The organism is Algoriphagus boritolerans DSM 17298 = JCM 18970 (assembly GCF_900108085.1).
In the GTDB taxonomy this organism is placed as follows: domain Bacteria; phylum Bacteroidota; class Bacteroidia; order Cytophagales; family Cyclobacteriaceae; genus Algoriphagus; species Algoriphagus boritolerans.
Window position 1 is genome coordinate 19,129 of the sequence record NZ_FNVR01000036.1, and the last position, 16,304, is coordinate 35,432.

Annotated in this window: 13 protein-coding genes, 1 tRNA gene and 1 pseudogene; 2 read left to right on the forward strand and 13 right to left on the reverse strand. The window is 44.6% G+C overall.

Annotated features, from left to right (window positions below):
- Positions 1-256 precede the first annotated feature (256 nt).
- From C4S61_RS22705 to C4S61_RS19485, 3 genes and pseudogenes are all read right to left on the reverse strand, one after another.
- A pseudogene (locus C4S61_RS22705) lies at positions 257-487 on the reverse strand (BRO-N domain-containing protein); the annotation flags it as partial.
- A gap of 189 nt (positions 488-676) precedes the next feature.
- A complete protein-coding gene (locus C4S61_RS19480) occupies positions 677-1,018 on the reverse strand; it encodes a hypothetical protein (protein ID WP_103926461.1) in 342 nt (113 codons plus the stop codon).
- Positions 1,019-1,795: 777 nt separating this feature from the next.
- Positions 1,796-2,452, reverse strand: coding sequence for a hypothetical protein (locus C4S61_RS19485; protein ID WP_103926462.1), 657 nt, complete (start codon positions 2,450-2,452; stop codon positions 1,796-1,798).
- Between the two features lie 383 nt (positions 2,453-2,835).
- On the opposite strand from C4S61_RS19485, the gene C4S61_RS19490 reads away from it, so the two are divergent.
- The gene (locus C4S61_RS19490) at positions 2,836-3,120 is read left to right on the forward strand and encodes a replication/maintenance protein RepL (protein ID WP_146064450.1); all 285 of its coding nucleotides are present in this window, start codon (positions 2,836-2,838) and stop codon (positions 3,118-3,120) included.
- Between the two features lie 26 nt (positions 3,121-3,146).
- Here the strand turns inward: C4S61_RS19490 and C4S61_RS19495 are convergent, their stop codons facing one another.
- From C4S61_RS19495 to C4S61_RS19540, 10 genes are all read right to left on the reverse strand, one after another.
- Entirely contained in the window at positions 3,147-6,017 is a 2,871-nt protein-coding gene (locus C4S61_RS19495) for a type I restriction endonuclease subunit R (RefSeq protein WP_103926464.1), read from the reverse strand.
- 182 nt (positions 6,018-6,199) lie between these two features.
- Positions 6,200-6,730 carry a hypothetical protein gene (locus C4S61_RS19500; RefSeq protein ID WP_103926465.1) on the reverse strand — a complete coding sequence of 177 codons (531 nt, stop codon included), beginning with the start codon at positions 6,728-6,730 and terminating at the stop codon, positions 6,200-6,202.
- A gap of 14 nt (positions 6,731-6,744) precedes the next feature.
- A complete protein-coding gene (locus C4S61_RS19505; protein ID WP_103926466.1) occupies positions 6,745-7,668 on the reverse strand; it encodes a hypothetical protein in 924 nt (307 codons plus the stop codon).
- Positions 7,669-7,673: 5 nt separating this feature from the next.
- Complete coding sequence (locus C4S61_RS19510; RefSeq protein ID WP_103926467.1) at positions 7,674-9,458, reverse strand: GmrSD restriction endonuclease domain-containing protein; 1,785 nt, start codon at positions 9,456-9,458, stop codon at positions 7,674-7,676.
- A 4-nt stretch (positions 9,459-9,462) separates the two neighbouring features.
- Entirely contained in the window at positions 9,463-10,146 is a 684-nt protein-coding gene (locus tag C4S61_RS19515) for a hypothetical protein (protein WP_146064451.1), read from the reverse strand.
- Positions 10,147-10,155: 9 nt separating this feature from the next.
- Entirely contained in the window at positions 10,156-10,983 is an 828-nt protein-coding gene (locus C4S61_RS19520; RefSeq protein WP_103926469.1) for a toll/interleukin-1 receptor domain-containing protein, read from the reverse strand.
- Complete coding sequence (locus tag C4S61_RS19525) at positions 10,980-12,200, reverse strand: restriction endonuclease subunit S (RefSeq protein ID WP_103926470.1); 1,221 nt, start codon at positions 12,198-12,200, stop codon at positions 10,980-10,982. Before C4S61_RS19525 ends, C4S61_RS19520 begins: the two co-directional genes overlap by 4 nt.
- A gap of 1 nt (position 12,201) precedes the next feature.
- The gene (locus C4S61_RS19530; RefSeq protein ID WP_103926474.1) at positions 12,202-13,770 is read right to left on the reverse strand and encodes a type I restriction-modification system subunit M; all 1,569 of its coding nucleotides are present in this window, start codon (positions 13,768-13,770) and stop codon (positions 12,202-12,204) included.
- Between the two features lie 223 nt (positions 13,771-13,993).
- On the reverse strand, positions 13,994-14,395 hold the full coding sequence (locus C4S61_RS19535) for a hypothetical protein (RefSeq protein ID WP_146064452.1): 402 nt from the start codon (positions 14,393-14,395) through the stop codon (positions 13,994-13,996).
- A 183-nt stretch (positions 14,396-14,578) separates the two neighbouring features.
- Positions 14,579-15,850 (reverse strand): site-specific integrase, encoded by a 1,272-nt coding sequence (locus tag C4S61_RS19540; RefSeq protein ID WP_103926472.1) that lies wholly within the window; start codon positions 15,848-15,850, stop codon positions 14,579-14,581.
- 172 nt (positions 15,851-16,022) lie between these two features.
- Between C4S61_RS19540 and C4S61_RS19545 the strand changes: the two genes are divergently transcribed.
- A tRNA-Arg gene (locus C4S61_RS19545) sits at positions 16,023-16,096 on the forward strand.
- The last annotated feature ends 208 nt before the right edge of the window (positions 16,097-16,304 follow it).

Sequence of the window (16,304 nt, forward strand, 5' to 3'; positions counted from 1 at the left end):
ATTTTTTGGGGGGTAGGAATTCAGGCTGACTTTTGTTCGTGGGCCACCCGGGGGGGTCGAACCCAAACTTTTTCGATCCGGGGCCTGAATCCATGGGGGGTTCTTGCGCTCGCTCTCTCACCTGGAAATTAGCAGGTCCAGAACTGGTTTTGGGAACCGTGGTATTAACTTACTACGCACTAAGGGTTAGTTTCTGGAGGTACATCTTGGCCTGAGCTTGTGGTTTTTCATCCATTCCGGTTTGGCAGATCCTTATTTAAACATCACCAAACACCCATTTCCGAAAGGGTTTTGCTTCAGGTTTGTTACTTCGCACCTCCAACGCATATAAACCACTTTCAGAAACGAGCCACATGATTCAGTTTTGACCAGACCCAAAAATCTTTTGGGTTAGCTTTTCATCTTCATCTAACTTGCTCAATGCCATGTTTGTCTCAAACAAGCCAAGCACATCACAAACTTCTCTCACCACAAACCACCTTTTTCCGTTTTCATCGACCTGATTTGACTCGAAGCTGAACGTCCAAACAGACTACTTAGTAAACGATCCACACTCACCAGTTTTTTTTTGAGGTTGTAGTCTGGGTGGAGGGAGCACGAAAAAGACCCCCGGGGGGAAGCACCAAACTTCCACGACCGGGGGCCTTGTTCTTGGGGGGTAGTCTCTCTCGAACGCTTACTGGGTTTCGAATTCCTCAAACTGTTCGAACAAAACTCTGTCAATATGCTCTTCGATGAACTCATTTATCCGTTCGTTGTCTTCCCATAACCGTGGAATAGCATCTTTCAGATCGAGGGGGATTATCGCGTCGTCAGATTGACCTTCGCAGATATTCAATTCCAGTCCTAAGCTGTTAACCTCATTCTTGGTCAATGTGCGTGGATTCGGCGATGCCAAGAGCTGTGACAGTAGGTTTTTGTAAGTTTCAGCATCGTTCTTGGTCTTGAATTCATCAGACACGATGAGCGATTTTTCAGTGAGATCCGAGTAGATCTTGAGGTGGTAAAATGTGTCCATAATTGGTTTTTCGAGTGGAGGGTAGTAGCTCACTACCCATACTATAATTTACGAATAACGACGCACTTTTGCAAGCTAAAAACCAGTAAACCAGTGATTTGAGATGGTTTTATTCTGGGTGGAGGAGCCGGGTAAAAAGGCGTTTTGCTATATAGTACCGATCTGGAATGAACACAGTTCTGACAGATTTGACGGCTTGTTTAATGTCAGCTCAACTGAGCTTCCCTACCCAGACTAAAGTCGTAGAATGGAAAATGTGCTGTGAAGTGTCACTCAGTTCGGTTGGACGCTTGATGTATGGGTAATCTGCTAAAGAAGGTGGTAATATTTCGTTACTCCCTTTGGATACGTCTCGGCTTCTGATCTGTTTTTCAGCCCTTCCGAATTCCGTCGTGAACCGCGACCCTATTGGTGAGCATCGCCAAAGCTTCAGCAAGAAGGGTACTCCAATAAAGTGTACCCTTTTTGTAGTTCATGTTCACGAGAGAAGCTTAGGGAATACCCTCGCATAAAGCGATGGTCTTGTTTTTTTCAGAGGATCCCTGACACAAAAAACCAACCTTTTACACTTGATCGGTTTGAAGAATGTGTCTACAAAACACATTCCTTTTTCGTTGACCAGCGCTTGGTGAGGAGGGTTACATTGCAGTATCGTTTAAGACGAGAGTTCTATTTGAAGTTCACTACGCTCCGGGAGTATCCACCAGGACTAATACCGCGGGGGAAAACACGAGACACTTGCTATTTACTTAGGAAGGTATTGACGGATTCGTCTGCTTAAGATGCCTTCAAGAATGGAGCACCTGTAAGTGAAGCTTTCTTGCTTGCGCTCTTACCTTTTGTCTCTTTCGGGAAAAGGAATTCAAACACGAAGTTTGTAAAGGGTTTGTTTTTTCTTACAAGTTTTTCGATCCCCCTTGTCACATAGTTAAGTAACACGCGCTCTTCTGAGGCTTCTTTAGGTGTAATGATCATGGGGTTAACCATCCACAAACCTCTTTCAAGGTTCATGATCACGTTTTTTTCTACCAGCAATTTCTTTGCGTCCACAATAGTGTTCTCTTTGGGTTTGTGTACTCCAACAATGACGCACCAATCTTGGAAGTCAGTTTTTTCCATCGCAGACCATCGGAACTCCATGTTCTTGTCCAAGATGTGAGCGATTATAAACAAAAACAGGTTCTTGGCTACACCTTCTAATTGAACCAGATAAAGGACACCTTCTGGCCGTAAATGAAAGTGTTGACGATCCAAATGCAAAGCCACATAATTTTCATTGGTTGAAAAAAAACTATCAGGGGTTCCAGGGTCGACAATGAAGCCCCCTTGTGGTAAGGAGTGATAATCGAAATTCTGTTTTTTACGACTGAGCTTTTTCCGAAAGCTTTGGTACCTTTGAAGAAGTGTAGCAGGTGTTATTGGTTTTGTTCTCATACAGACAATCTGTTGTTAAGGGTGAAAATTGACTGGTTTCATTCGCTTCCTCGGAACCAATAAGCTGGAAATCAACTACCTAAAATTATCTGAGCGGTAATTTCCCTAAAACTCATGGGGTTGAGAGTACCCTTTCGTCCGAAGAAATGAAGCGTTATTCAAAGTCTGTAAAGGTACATCTTCCTAGTAAAGAACCAGATGGTTGGTGGTCAGTTGAGGTAAAATTCGTCACTAGTTGTCACTCTTTGTTTCACAATTGTCAGCATCTTCTGTTGGTACTTTCCCCAGTGGAGCGGTGTTTTCTGGATTTTTTGGCAGAGAAGATGGATAATCGAAATTGGGTTCCTGTCACCAAAAAGCTGAAATCAGATTTCCGGGTGTTCTTGGAAGAAGTTACCTCAAATGAAATGTCAAAAAGTGAAAGGACTCTAGAGACCTACCTTAAGAAGTTTGTTGATTTGAAGCTACTAATCAGGTCAAATGAAGTTTCTGGTGGATATTTCGTGAATCCGAAATACATGTTTAAGGGTACCCTCAAGGAAAGAGAACGCGTAATTAAAGGGCTTTTTGAAAAGGCCGCTAATGGAAAGGTTTCATTTGAGCCGTTGTTAGATAAGCCGATTTCAGAATATTTTGATGATCATGAAGGTAAACTATTTGCAAGGTAGCTTGATATTGAATTTTAGTTTCCTTGTTAAGCCGCCGCAATCCCGCTGATAAAAGTGTCCACGAAGTCGATGATCTTTCCGATCACTCGCTCGGCAGTGGTTCTGCGTTTGGATAAACCCGGTTTGTTTTTCATGATGGAAACGACTTCGTCACGTAGCGGTTCCTTTTCGGTGTAGATGTAGCGTGAGATGACATCTTCCAGCCGCTCAGATTCCAGTCCTTCTTCTTCGCTCAACTTTCGGATTGCCTCGATTCGTTCTTTGGTCCAGAACTCTGCAAACTCATCCTGGATCTGTTCTGAGTCTTCGATATTCGGCAAGTTTTCACGGATGAATTTCTCCACCAACTCCCGCTTGCTTCGTAGCTGTGACTCACCAACCATCAGATCAACGATAGCTTTCTGCTGCTTCTCTTTTTCTTCTTCCGGTGCGTCCTTCAGTTTTGCCAATAGCTTCAGGATGTAGCTCACATTAATTTCGTCCCTGTGGATCAGCTCCAGCTCAAAGTCCACATCTGCCAGAATCGAAACCTTCTCTTTCTGGTTGTCACCTTTCGCCTTGTCGTACAGATCCAGGTATTTGCTCTTGTAATCCTCGAAGGACTGCTCAGGCATGGACACATCTTCAAAAGTGAATTCGGTAAAAGTGCCAAGCACGTTTTTGATACGCATCAACTCCCTGAATGCCTTGATAAATTCCAGTTCCTCTACCTCGCTTGGCAGGTCGTTCACACTGTTTACGGTTGGTGCGATTTGAAGGAGCTTGATGAATGCCTCGTTGAACTTCAGGACGTAGTCTTCATACGGTTGCATGATGATTTCATCCTTGGCGTTGATGTTGGAGAAAAGTGTGATCGCATCATCAGTCGCTTGCTTCAAATTTCTAAAGCACACGATGTTCCCCTGTGATTTCAGCTCGTTCAGAATTCGGTTGGTGCGTGAGAAGGCCTGAATCAAACCGTGATATTTCAAGTTCTTGTCCACGTAAAGCGTGTTCAATGTCTTGGAATCAAAGCCTGTTAGAAACATGTTTACGACAAGAAGGATATCCACCTGTCTGTGCTTGACCCGATTGGCTACATCGTTGTAGTAGTTGTAGAACGATTGGCTGTCCTTGGTAGAATAATTCGTGGCAAACTTAGTGTTGTAGTGACCGATGAATTCATCCAGAAATTCCCTTGGATGCTTCTTGCTCGGGTTTCCGTATTCGTCTCTAGGATGATCCGCAGCGATTGCAAATTCGTATTCCTGCCAATCCTCTTCCACGCTGTCAGCCTCGATGAGGTCCACATTGACACCGTAAGAGAAAATGGTCGCCACTGTCAGGTTGTGTTCTCCCGCTTGCTTTTTCTTGTGGAGGATATTGTAGTAGTCAATCAGGGTGGGAACGCTGGACACACAGAAGATTGAAGTGAACTCACGGTTGTGAGACTTCCTACCATGATTGTTGATGATGAAATCTGCGATGTTATTTAGTCGCTGTGGTGCTCTCATGACTTCCTCTTCGTCTATGGCCTCCACGTTGATATCCAGGATGTGATCTTTCTTTTTGAACGTGCTGATGTACTCCACCGAAAACTTCAACACATTTTCATCCCGGATGGCATCGGTGATCACATATTTGTGGAGGCAGTCACCGAAAAGCATGGTGGTGGTTCGCTTTCCGTAAGAATTTGAACCTGCATTTTCCTCGAAAATCGGTGTTCCTGTAAAACCGAACATCTGACAGCCTTGGAAGAAACCTTTGATTTCCTCATGGGTCTTTCCGAACTGGCTTCTGTGACACTCGTCGAAGATGAACACGATCCGCTTGTCTTTGAGTGATTCCATCTTGGAGATGTGCCGGGCTTTGCTGATTGCGGTGTTCAGTTTCTGAATAGTGGTCACGATCAGCTTGGTGTCATCCGCCAGTTGATTGACCAGCGCCTGGGTGTTGTTGGTGCCGTCTATACTTCCCTTGCTGAAGCTGTTGAATTCCTTGGTCGTCTGGTAGTCCAGATCTTTTCGATCTACCACAAAAACGACTTTGTAAACCTGTGGCAAATTCGTTAGGATCTGAGCTGTCTTGAATGAAGTAAGCGTTTTGCCCGAACCTGTAGTGTGCCAGATGTAACCGAATTTCGGGGTGGTCTTCACCCGGTCGATGATTGCCTCCACGGCATAAAACTGGTAGGGGCGAAGTACCATGAGGGATTTTTGTGATTCGTTCAGCACGACGTACTTGGTCACCATCTTGGAGATGTGGCAAGGCTCCAGAAAAATATCAGTGAAGTTTGACAGCTGAGTTACCAACTTGTTTTTGGTGTCGCTCCAATAAAATGTCTGCTTGAAAGATCGGTCTTTCAGAGACGAGTTCGCATAGTACTTGGTGTTGACCCCGTTGCTGATCACGAAGATTTGGATGAACTGAAAGAGCCCCTGACCAGAGCCGTAAGAGTGGATCCCATATCGGTCAGTTTGCTTGAAGGCCTCCTTCAGTTCCAGTCCACGTCGTTTGAGTTCGATCTGGACCAAGGGCAAACCATTAATTAGAAGTGTGACATCGTAGCGGTTTTTGTATTTGCCCTCCATGGACACCTGCTGCGTGACTTGAAACTGGTTCTGACACCAGTGGAGTTGATTGATTAGCTCGATGGTCTTGAACTCACCCAGATCATTGGTGTAGGGAATTCGGTCTCTCAGAATCTTGGCGCGTTCGAAGACGTTCCCTTTGTTGATAAAGTTAAGGATCTGAGTAAAGTCGTTTTGACTCAAAGTCACTTTGTTATGAACCTCGAGTTGAGACTTGAGATTCTGAAGTAAGTCAGATTCGCCTTTGATGAGAACTCTTTTGTACCCGAGCTTTTCGAGCTGGTCTACTAAGTTGTTTTCAAGTGTCTGTTCCGGTTGTGAAGTCATGAACGGCGTAAAAAAAGACCCTTGAAAAAGTTTTTGGGTCAACAGGATTCAAGATGTGGATTTAGTTTGAGCTAAGCAAGTGGAGGCATCACAGTCAGTTAAAAGTTTTGCTGGGTAAACGCCGTAGGTTTAAACTGATTTGATTTAAACCGGAGTTGTTTGCTTTAATCATTCTTCAATCTTTACCAGAGGTCATTATAGAAACTCAGTTCCAAAGCTGCGATTGATCGAAAATTTTCTCTTTTGGCTACAATTTTAGCCTCTTCAATGACTTTCATGTACCCTTCCTTTTCCATCTCATTTGTCCAGTTTGAAAAGTTCTGGATCCTCAGTCGTTTTTGGATTAGTCTGTCAACAGGAAAATGAGGTGGCTCTTGAACATACCCGAGGCACCAAAGGTATTTGAGAAAAAGGTTCAAAATCTTTTGTGCGTGGCCGAAACGAAGCATTACAAATCCGAAACCTGAAGCAAAGTCTTTCAGTTTTGAAATGTTTTCAAGGTGTGTTTGATCGTCTGATGTCTTGGTTTCATAATGATCACGAATCATTTCGGTCACAAAACTTAAGAGCTCTACCCTGAATCTGCTTTTTTTCTTCGCTGTTGTTCCTGGCGTATAAATCTCCCCGGCCCTGCTAATGGAGGCTCTCATCGTAGATTTCCAGAGTTGGAGTTTAAGAAACTCTTTTTGCTCTTGGTTTATCTCAGTTGTCATATTGCTTTCGGCTGTTACCCACACTTCTTGATCAACCAGTCCACTAAACCAGCAGAGATAGCAAGCTCCGCCAGTTTGTCGCTGAAATAAAGGATGGTTCCAGTTTGGGATTCATAGTTCGCCAAGTTATTTGTTGGCTGTGGGCAAACATAGAAGATCTTATGGTAGTCGTTGCGAAATCCCTCAAACTCTTTTTCGTAATCCAAGAACTCATTTAGGTTTGACTGAGCCTTCACTTGAACTGCTCCTCGTTCCTTAGTGATGGTTGATTCCATGTCGAGATCGATGGTTTTTTCTTGCTTTCCGAGATAACTGACTCGCCTCCACCCGGACTGTCTGAAGACCAAATCAACGAAGAGCTCCAAGTCGTTCCAGTATAACTTCTGAATAAGACCTGCAATCTTGGTCTGAAGCTCTGAGGTTAAAGCTTTAATTTCCTCAGCCTCTGGAGAAAGTTGGTTGTTGATTTTTCTCAAGACATAATCCTTGTTAACACTGCAGATTGTCCCGCGATAGGCTTTGGTTGTCAGTAGTTCCCCAGAAAGGTTGCCATATAAAAGTGGTCTTCCCGAAATATCCTTGTCAGACCAACTACCCAAGACCTTCCTGAACTTGTTTTTTTCGGAGTCAAGTGAAAATTCCTTCTCTGCACGACACCACCAAAGCTTGTTGTCATGAAAAGTAATCCAGACCGTCTCTTCTCCTTCTTCATAAAAAGATCTAATCTGCCGAAGGTGGTTGGTTGCGGCACGCGGTTTATGGTTAGTTGCTAATTCTTTTTGAATCACTGTCCAGTCACCCAAGACGCATGACTCATGCGAAACTTCTCGGTATCCGAGTCTGACGGTGTTTGGAAAGGAGCTTAAACACTCCTCCACAAATTCTCCACCCTGGCCAAGCTTTATATACAGAACCTTTTCGGATGTTATTTTTTCCATGATTCTCAAAGCTTAAAGTAATATTCTCGCATCTTATCAGCCATCAGTTTTCGACGGAGATTCAAGAACTCGGGATAGTCATCGAGGGTCATATCCATGATTTCGACTGGGACACAGTTCATTCGCAGGTTTTGTTGAAGTTCCTCCACGGTGTTTAATCCGCTGACCAGCAGGTTCCCTTCCAAGATCTGATTTCTCACAAGCTCAAAGTAGTCCTTTGGAGCTTTGTTTCCGACCTTGATGTTGATCTCTGACTGCATATACACGTAGTTGGCAATCTGGTTGTATTTGGTTCGGTCAAGACCACTTCTCTTCAAATAGTCTCGGGGAAAGAGATGATGTATGTCACCCCTCAAAGAAATCAGGTCACTGGCTGTGACATCTCTGGAGAGAAATCCCTTGTCTCCGTCCTTGACTTGTGAGGCCAAGAATGTCAGAAAATATGGGCTGCTTGAAACTGAAGTGTCCAAGCTCTGAACCAGTGAAGCATTCCAAAAAGCGTCTGACAGATCCGCGTCTTCACGTTCTTTGAGATATTCCTGAAATGGCTTCTCAGAGATCTGCTTGACATCATAGTCGAACATACTTTCTGCTGAACCCGAATATCGGCCTGTCAAAATCGAATACACAAACCAGCGTCTGACCGAGGTCTCAATGGCCACAGCATTCACGCCATCTTCCTTCAACTTGAGGTAGACGATATAAGCGAAATTGAGGGCATTCTGTGACCTGATCAGCTTGGGTGAGATGAAACCTGCTGACTTGATGATCATCAAAAACCGCTTGAAGTTGGTTTCATTGATAAAGTTCAGAACCCCAGTTTTCAGCTTTTCAAAAGACTTTTCAGCTATCTCGGATTCAAAGGTTCGGGTTTCAAAGTTTCTTCCAGAAAGCAAACTCACCAAGTCAGAAAGTTTGCCCCGGCTGAACTGTGAGGTAAATGCCACCCGGATTAGATCCGTGTATTCAGGATCGTACAAGTCCTCGTTCTCAGACTTCAGCCATTGCATTTTCTGGAAAAAGTCAGTTCCTGCAAATTCGCTGTCGTTGTCTAAGATGTGTTTGTAGAATTCTGGAGCGATTGCTAGGTGACAGAAGTAGTCGATAGCCTTCCTAAGCGTATTGCCACCAAACTGAGAATCCGCAGCGATCTTGCTCATGGCAAAATCAGCTTGGCTCAAAACCACACCTTTGCTGTTGATTCTGATAAAGATCTCCGTCACGGTTTCAATGTCCAGATCGGGAGCTAATTCGATCAAGCCCACTTGCTTCTTAGGTAACTCCATCAGCCGCATCAGCGAACCCTCCACCAACTCTTGATCAACTTCAGGATTTAGTTCGCAGTACTGTTTTACAATCTTGAATAGGTTGCCACTGATCGCCTCTGAAATGTCAGGGAGCCAAGTTTTGTTCTTCAGGATTGCAGGGTTCTGAACTTCGAACTTCTCCTCGATCGGGTTGAACGCGATTTTTATTTTGATTCGCTCGTAGGTCTTATTGACAACATACTGTCCAAGGATCGCCGCTGTGAGAGCCGTGATTCGCTGCTGTCCATCGATCAACACCTTTTTGCCTTCACTCAGCGAGCCGTCTTTCAGATTCACATTCGGGTTTTTCCATGCGATAATGTAGCCGACCGGATAGCCTTGGTAGAGACTGTCCATCAGGTCACGGACTTTGGAACTGTCCCATACGAAAGGCCTTTGGATCTCAGGAATCGCGATCTCCCCGGACTTTACCCAGGAAAGAATCGTTTCGATCAAGTGTTGGTTGACGGAGTATTTTTGCATGAGTTTAGCGGGTTATTACCATCATTCCGTCTTTGATACATCCAAGAACGGGTGTTTTGTTGGTGACTTTTGATTCAAATTCCTTCAACCCGATTCCCCATTTGGTGGACCAAGAAGTCGCTACTTTTAAGTCTTTTCTGGCTGGGTAAAAAGAAAATCCCCCTATCTCGTTATTCATCAGGAAATTGACAGATGGAAGGCCTCTTGAGTTTGTCGAAACTGAAGTGGGGAGCATTGAAACGGTTCCTGTGCTGATCCCTGTGCCAGGGTAGAAAATATACCGAGTCCTTTCTTCTTCCGGGATCAGCTTGGTTTTGGAGATTCGGAATTTGGGTATCTCAGAAAGTTTTTCCTGGTTGGTCTCCAAAGCGAAGGATGAAAAACAGTAGTCTTCTTTTCCGGAAAACTTGATGTCTGCAAAGCCAACAAACGGTCTCCAGAGCTTTTTGAATTCTTCTGTATCCGCTTCGACATGATGAGCCAACCATCCTTGGTCACCAAACCTGTCGATGACCTTCAAAGATTCCAAAAATTCAAAATCGCCAACACAGTAGTTCGCCATTTTAGTTTCAAGCATCATCCAGTTGATATAGCTTGGGTCTAGGATGTAGACCATGCCAAGCTCAAAACCCTTGAACTTGCCGAATGGCATCTTGGAGTAGGAGTGTAAAAGTATAGACTGTGGCATAAAAGCAAATTAGGGTACTAGTAAGGTCTCGATCCGCTCTAAAATTTCATCTCGCCTCGTTTCCCAGATTTGTGGTGCTTTCGGGGAAAGATTGAAAAGTGTTTCGAGCTGGGTTTTTAACTGGGTCCATTTGTGCTTGTCTCCGATTTTGAGGCCTTGAGTGAGAGGAATTACGCCAGCAATGTCATTGAACTGAACTGGGGGGATCAAAATAGGTACGTGTTTCTTGGAAAGCACCCATGATGCTCCCATTTCGCAAAGGCTTACATTACTCTGAAAATAGTTTTCAGATAAAACGAAGAGTACTATTACTTCTCCACTAATCTCTGATTTTAAGGTTTCTAGCCAGTTGTCCCCTAGGGGAATTCCGTATCCGTCAAGCGAGGTGCAGAAGATTGAAGAATCCTGCACACCAATAAGAGACAAGAGGTGTACGATTTCAGAAACTATTTTTTTGTCATCGGAGGAGTGACTGACGAATATTTTAGAAACCTTTTCTGATGGTTCTTCAGTGAAGTTAGCTTTTGGCAAGAGGTCAAGTTCTTCAATCAATCCTTCGAAAAAAAGTTTTGCTTGGAGCATACACTTTTTCATGTGTTCTCGCTCCTTTTTTTCGAAAAACTCGGGTGTAGAAATTCTTCCGAGCTGTAGATAGAAGTCGATTGAGTTGTAACTTCTATACTCTGCAGAATCGAAACCATAAATTTTCTCGATCCTTCTGTAGCCCTTGTCTAGCCATGTCTTAAATTCTGGCGAATCTCTTTTCGATTCACTCAGTTTTTCAATGTCGGCTATCATCCCAGCTAAGATTTCCCGGATTTTTTTCACATCTGTCATACAAACATCTTTTGCAACAGCCCCTTCTTCCAGGTCTGCGTGTGGTTGATTTGTTGATTCAGGTTCTCGATACTCCTGTCCAAGCTTGTCAGAAACTTGGCGATTTTCAACTGCTCTTTGGGGGAGGGGATTTCAAAGCTCAGCCTCATGAGTTCAACTTTTGACATGTTGTATCTTGTACTGCCCTGAGCAAGCTTCACAATTCCTTTTCTGACGATTGGACTTCTGAAGAAATATCTTGAAAACTCCGGGAGAAGTTTTTCAATCGAGTTCGGTCGATAGCCGAAGCAAAAGCTGTTTAGATAAACTTCTCTGACATCATTTGTTAAGACTGAAGCCATACCAATCTCACGCGGTGTTTCAGATGAGGTCGTGAAGAAAACGTCACCCTTTTGAACTTTAGACTGAAATTCATTTTCGGAAACCTCAACGAGTCCAAAACCTTCAATTTTGATCTCAGAACTGTCGAAGATTTGCTTGTACTGAATGTATGGTTTTCCCTTTCCGAAGTTCTCTTTGGATTTTCCTGTGAGACCGTTAAATGTTTTTCCAACCTCCCCCAGCTTCTTCTCCTCCCAGTCAGGGAACTCAGACCCATCGTCGGCTTTGAAACGGAGCTTCTTAGCAAAGATTTTTTGCATCACGCCCTTTTTGTACGCTTCCAGCTTTTCTTTCTTGTACTGAAGCAGCTCGATCCTCCGGTCCACGGCTGTCAGAAACTCGGCGATCTTTTGTTGCTCGGGGAGAGATGGGGATGCTACCGGAATGGATAAGAAATCATTCGGGTATAATCTGAGCCTGTCAAGTGTTAGGCCATGAGAGTATATAGTGAAGAGGTATCTGCTTCTTGATCGCTCAAAAAGGTATGAGAAGAAGATTGAGAGGTTGTTTTTTTTCGGTTTGACGACAACATAAGCCGGGCTTACCATGCAGGTAGTTTCGGAGACCCCGTAAGCACCCTGCCACATTCTCATCATGTTATATGCGATATCTCCAGATTCAACCAAAAGGTTTTGCTCTGCTTTTGCATCTTGTTGGATCACTCTTTCGAGTGAATCCCGTGGCACTAAGCCCTTAGATTGCGACACAGAGTAAATTGGCTGGCCTTCTGATCCCTTTTTTCTAGAGCTTACAAAAGAGTCTTCTAGTTTTTTGTTACTCCAAGAACCTGAGAAATCCGGAAATCTCAACTTCGGCACGTTTCTTTTCTCGCTCATATCAGAAGGGAGTTGAGATTCCAAGTTGCTTACAGAAGCCGATCAAGGAGACTTCGTTGGACTTCAGTTCGGAGTCCAGGTTTCTCAGATCTTCTGCTACTTGGTCCAGGTTGATATCTTCCTCCTCTTCGAAGGTGTCTACATAGCGGGGGATGTTCAGGTTGTAGTCGTTTTCGGCTATTTCGGCCAGGGTAGCCACATAGCTGTATTTCTCGATGGTCTTCCTACTCCGATAGGTGTCCACGATTCGCTCCACGTCTTCTTCCCGAAGCTTGTTTTGATTGCCAACCTTGATAAAGTTGCCTTCACCACTCGCATCGATAAAGACCACGTTGTCGTCCTGCTCCCGGCACTTCTTCAGCACCACGATGCAGGTCGGGATGGAGGTGCCGTAGAAGATATTGGCAGGTAGTCCGATCACCGCATCGAGTACATTGAGCTCCTGGATCAGGTACTCCCGAATCACTCCCTCAGCCGCACCACGGAACAGTACGCCATGCGGGAATACAGAAGCCATGATGCCGTTGTCGGCCAGTTGGAAGAACATGTGCTGCATAAAGGCAAAATCCGCCTTGGTCTTTGGTGCAAGCCTGCCGTACTGACTGAATCGAGGATCGTTGTGGTAGATCGGGTTGTCGTCTCCCTTCCAGTGTGCGGAAAACGGGGGATTGGCCACGATTGCTTCAAACCGCTGGTCTAAGTGCTGTGGATGCTCCAGCGTGTCTTCCTGCTTGATGCTGAATTCCCGGTAGTGAACTCCGTGGAGGATCATGTTCATCCGTGCCAGGTTGTAGGTAGTCCGGGTCATTTCCTGCCCATAGTACTCGCTGACCTTGGCTTCTTTGGCTACCCGGAGCAGAAGCGAACCAGAGCCACAGGTCGGGTCATAAACGGATTTGAGTTTTTCCTTTCCCGTGGTGACGATCTTTGCCAGAATCTTCGAAACCTGCTGTGGGGTGTAGAATTCCCCTGCGGTTTTTCCTGCACCTGCGGCAAACTCACCGATCAGGTATTCGTAAGCATCCCCAAGCACATCAGACTCGATGTCTTCCAGACGAAAGTCTATTTTGTTGAGGTAGTTCAGGATTTGGACGATGATCGCATTTCTGGCAGCTACGGTTCTACCGATTTTGGTCGAGTTCAGATCCAAATCATCAAACAGGTCGTTAAAATCCTCTTCCGAATCCGTCCCCATCGTGCTTTGCTCGATGTGGTTGAGGATAGACTTCAGGTCCTCCAAGATGTAGTTGCTTTCAGACTCAGTGTCGGAATTTCCTTTGGCAGCGATGGCCGAAAAGAGCTGGTCTGGTCTCAGGAAATACCCAAGCGTTTGAAGGGATTCCTCCTTGATGGCGTCAAGCAGTTCAGGGTCTTTCAGTTCCTGATAATCCTCCACAGCTTCCCCTTCGAGTAGTGTGTTGGCGTAGTTGTATTGTCGTTCGGACAGGTATTTGTAAAAGATAAAGCCCAGGATGTAGTCTCGGTAATCGTCAGCGGAGATTTTTCCTCTCAGCAAGTTGGCGATTCCCCAGAGCTGGCTTTCCAGTTGGCGTTTTTGATCTTCAGACATAAGATGTTTTGGTTCTTTGAAAACCTGTTTGGCGTTGGTGGTCTGGTCGGTTGAAAAAATCAGTGACACAGTATCCGGGTAAACGGGTCTCCAAAAAATGTTTGGATGCTTAAAAATAGGTTTTTCGGTGGAAAGGCAAAGGGTGGAGGTGAAAAAAGAGCCATCCTTTTGGGATAGCTCAAGTTAAAGAGTTCAAATTTTAATCAGCAGGCAGCCTTGCTGTTCATGGGATGACAATGTTTTTGGTGATTAGTTTAAAGCCATAGGAATCATCTGAAGTGCAGTTGTCGCCAAACTCAAAATTGTCAGTTTGGATTACCTTCCCACCATAAACAGCTTCTACTGACAAATTTGTGCATTCTCCATAAGAAACGGAAGTGAGTTGGTAGAGTACGTTTTCTCCTCGGCTTGTCGAATACTTATCTGTTACGAAAATTCGACCCTCTGAAGGTTGGTAAAGACCACCAGGAAAGACGAGCTCGATAAATGGTGCATCTTCTGCTTCAAGATCTCTTGAGAATGTTAGTTTTAGCTCAAGAGTGCCATTTTGAGGTGTCTGTTCTTCAGAGCATCCGAGTGAAAAAAGGAGGATCGACAAGATCCAGACTGAGAGTTGTTTTTTCATAAAGTTTAGTTTGATGGTGGAAGATATGTCCGTGTTTTGCAATAAATCAAGTAAAATGGGTGGCTTACATTTACCACGATCACTAATAACCTCTTTCTCAGCGAGAAATAATTCGGGACCAAAAAAGCCCGAGGCTTTACTTCCCGGGCTGTTAATCATTAGCTTTTTGATTTCTGTTGCTTTTCAAAGCACCTCATTAGCCCGATCAATATCAGTACTGGAAAAACTGTCCAAGTACACTTGAGTGGTTCTGGTGTCAGCGTGTCCCAGAGCCTCTGAAATCAGGGAGATGGGAGCGTGGTGCTTCAGGAGAACCGTTGCATAGGTGTGTCGAGCCGAGTAGAAGGTCAGGAGCTTGACTTGTGAAGGTTCATAATTCAGGTAAGTGGTTGCCAGTTTTCGAATGTGTGCGTTGATGACTTTAGCCCGTTGCTTCCTCACCTTTGAAAGTAAGGACAAGTTTTTCACCTGTTGGTCGGTCAGGTGGTCAAAGATTCGGAAGACCAGCTTTTTTGACAGTTCGTTTTTGATTTGTTGAGCTTCCAGCTTCTCTTTGAGAACCTTCCGTTGTTTTTCCAGAATCTTCCCATTTGCATCAGGTCGGATTTTGATGTTGAAGAGGTCCATGGTCTTACCCCGGGAATAGAAGATCCGCCCCTCCACAAAGTTTTTTTCCCAGTTGAGCAGACACATGTCCTTGAAGTTCATCCCCTGGCAATAGTAGGAAAATAGGAACATGTCTCGGGATTCCTCCACAAACCGATTGTCATTGAGGTCCAAGTTTGCCAGCAATCTCATTTCTTCCTGTTTGATTGCCTTCTTGGGAGTCTTGGCGGTTTTGACTTTGAACCCAGAGCGAGGATCTTCTTCCGATTTGACTAGTTTTCGGCTTACCGCTCTTCCATATACTGCGGACATAGACCGAAGGTAGATGCCGACTCCATTGGTGGATTGGCCAGACTGCACCATAAAGATTCGAAACTTCTCGAAAGTGTGTTGGCTGATCTGACGTAGGGGAATAGGCCGATCCTTCATAAACTTCCGAAATTTGTTTAGCGCGTTTTCGTAAGAGGCAGCAGTTCCAATTCTGTTTTCAGCTCGAAGGTCTTTGATCACCGACTCCCAGAAAGTGATGAAGTTTTCTCCGCTTTGGGTGGGAGAGGATTCTGAGAACTCTTTGGAGAAAAGATCAAAGTCGAAGTCGTCGTGGAGCACCAAGATCCTTTCGACGATTTCTTCTGCTTTTTTGAGTAGGCTTTGGACTTTTTTGTTGTCTCTTGCCCTTCCGGGTATCGAAGCGGATTTTTCATCCCAGTCTTTTTCGAGAACAGATACACCCGTTCTGAAGTAACGACGCTTCTTGTCGGAATAAATTCGGATGACCACGGGAAACTTTCCCTGTTTGGTCGGTTTCCATCGCTGGAGTACGAGATTTGTTTGTGTGACACTCATCATTTTTTGGATTTAGCGAATCCAAACTGATTCACCCTGCCGTAACAGCGTTCTCCAAGAAATGACCAAAAGAAGTTGATTTGTCACCCTTTTGTGTCACCCTCGTCTTTTTGCTTTTGAGCTTCTGCGTATATTTGGATCGTAAACTGCTGATTCAGAGTTTGCGCACCAATATGGCTTCGTAGCTCAATTGAATAGAGCACCTGATTACGGCTCAGGAGGTTTCAGGTTTGAATCCTGACGAGGTCACAATAGCTCAGCTATCCAGCTGGGCTTTTTTCTTAAAAAGGCAGCTCAATAGAATAGAGCATCCCGACTGTGGTCGGGAAGGTTTCAGGTTTGAATCCTGACGAGGTCACAATAGAGGCTGTCTCAAAAATAGATAGTTTAAAAGGCTAGTCGATTATTCGGCTAGCCTTTCTTGTTTAACTCAAAATTTGTATTTTGAGGTGTGGAA

What these genes read in the sequence shown, in the direction of transcription:
- C4S61_RS19525 (WP_103926470.1), bottom strand. Translation starts at nt 12,200, where the DNA reads ATGAGCGAGAAAAGAAACGTGCCGAAGTTGAGATTTCCGGATTTCTCA.
- C4S61_RS19535 (WP_146064452.1), bottom strand. Translation starts at nt 14,395, where the DNA reads ATGAAAAAACAACTCTCAGTCTGGATCTTGTCGATCCTCCTTTTTTCA.
- C4S61_RS19485 (WP_103926462.1), bottom strand. Translation starts at nt 2,452, where the DNA reads ATGAGAACAAAACCAATAACACCTGCTACACTTCTTCAAAGGTACCAA.
- C4S61_RS19530 (WP_103926474.1), bottom strand. Translation starts at nt 13,770, where the DNA reads ATGTCTGAAGATCAAAAACGCCAACTGGAAAGCCAGCTCTGGGGAATC.
- C4S61_RS19515 (WP_146064451.1), bottom strand. Translation starts at nt 10,146, where the DNA reads ATGCCACAGTCTATACTTTTACACTCCTACTCCAAGATGCCATTCGGC.
- C4S61_RS19480 (WP_103926461.1), bottom strand. Translation starts at nt 1,018, where the DNA reads ATGGACACATTTTACCACCTCAAGATCTACTCGGATCTCACTGAAAAA.
- C4S61_RS19520 (WP_103926469.1), bottom strand. Translation starts at nt 10,983, where the DNA reads ATGACAGATGTGAAAAAAATCCGGGAAATCTTAGCTGGGATGATAGCC.
- C4S61_RS19500 (WP_103926465.1), bottom strand. Translation starts at nt 6,730, where the DNA reads ATGACAACTGAGATAAACCAAGAGCAAAAAGAGTTTCTTAAACTCCAA.
- C4S61_RS19510 (WP_103926467.1), bottom strand. Translation starts at nt 9,458, where the DNA reads ATGCAAAAATACTCCGTCAACCAACACTTGATCGAAACGATTCTTTCC.
- C4S61_RS19540 (WP_103926472.1), bottom strand. Translation starts at nt 15,850, where the DNA reads ATGATGAGTGTCACACAAACAAATCTCGTACTCCAGCGATGGAAACCG.
- C4S61_RS19505 (WP_103926466.1), bottom strand. Translation starts at nt 7,668, where the DNA reads ATGGAAAAAATAACATCCGAAAAGGTTCTGTATATAAAGCTTGGCCAG.
- C4S61_RS19495 (WP_103926464.1), bottom strand. Translation starts at nt 6,017, where the DNA reads ATGACTTCACAACCGGAACAGACACTTGAAAACAACTTAGTAGACCAG.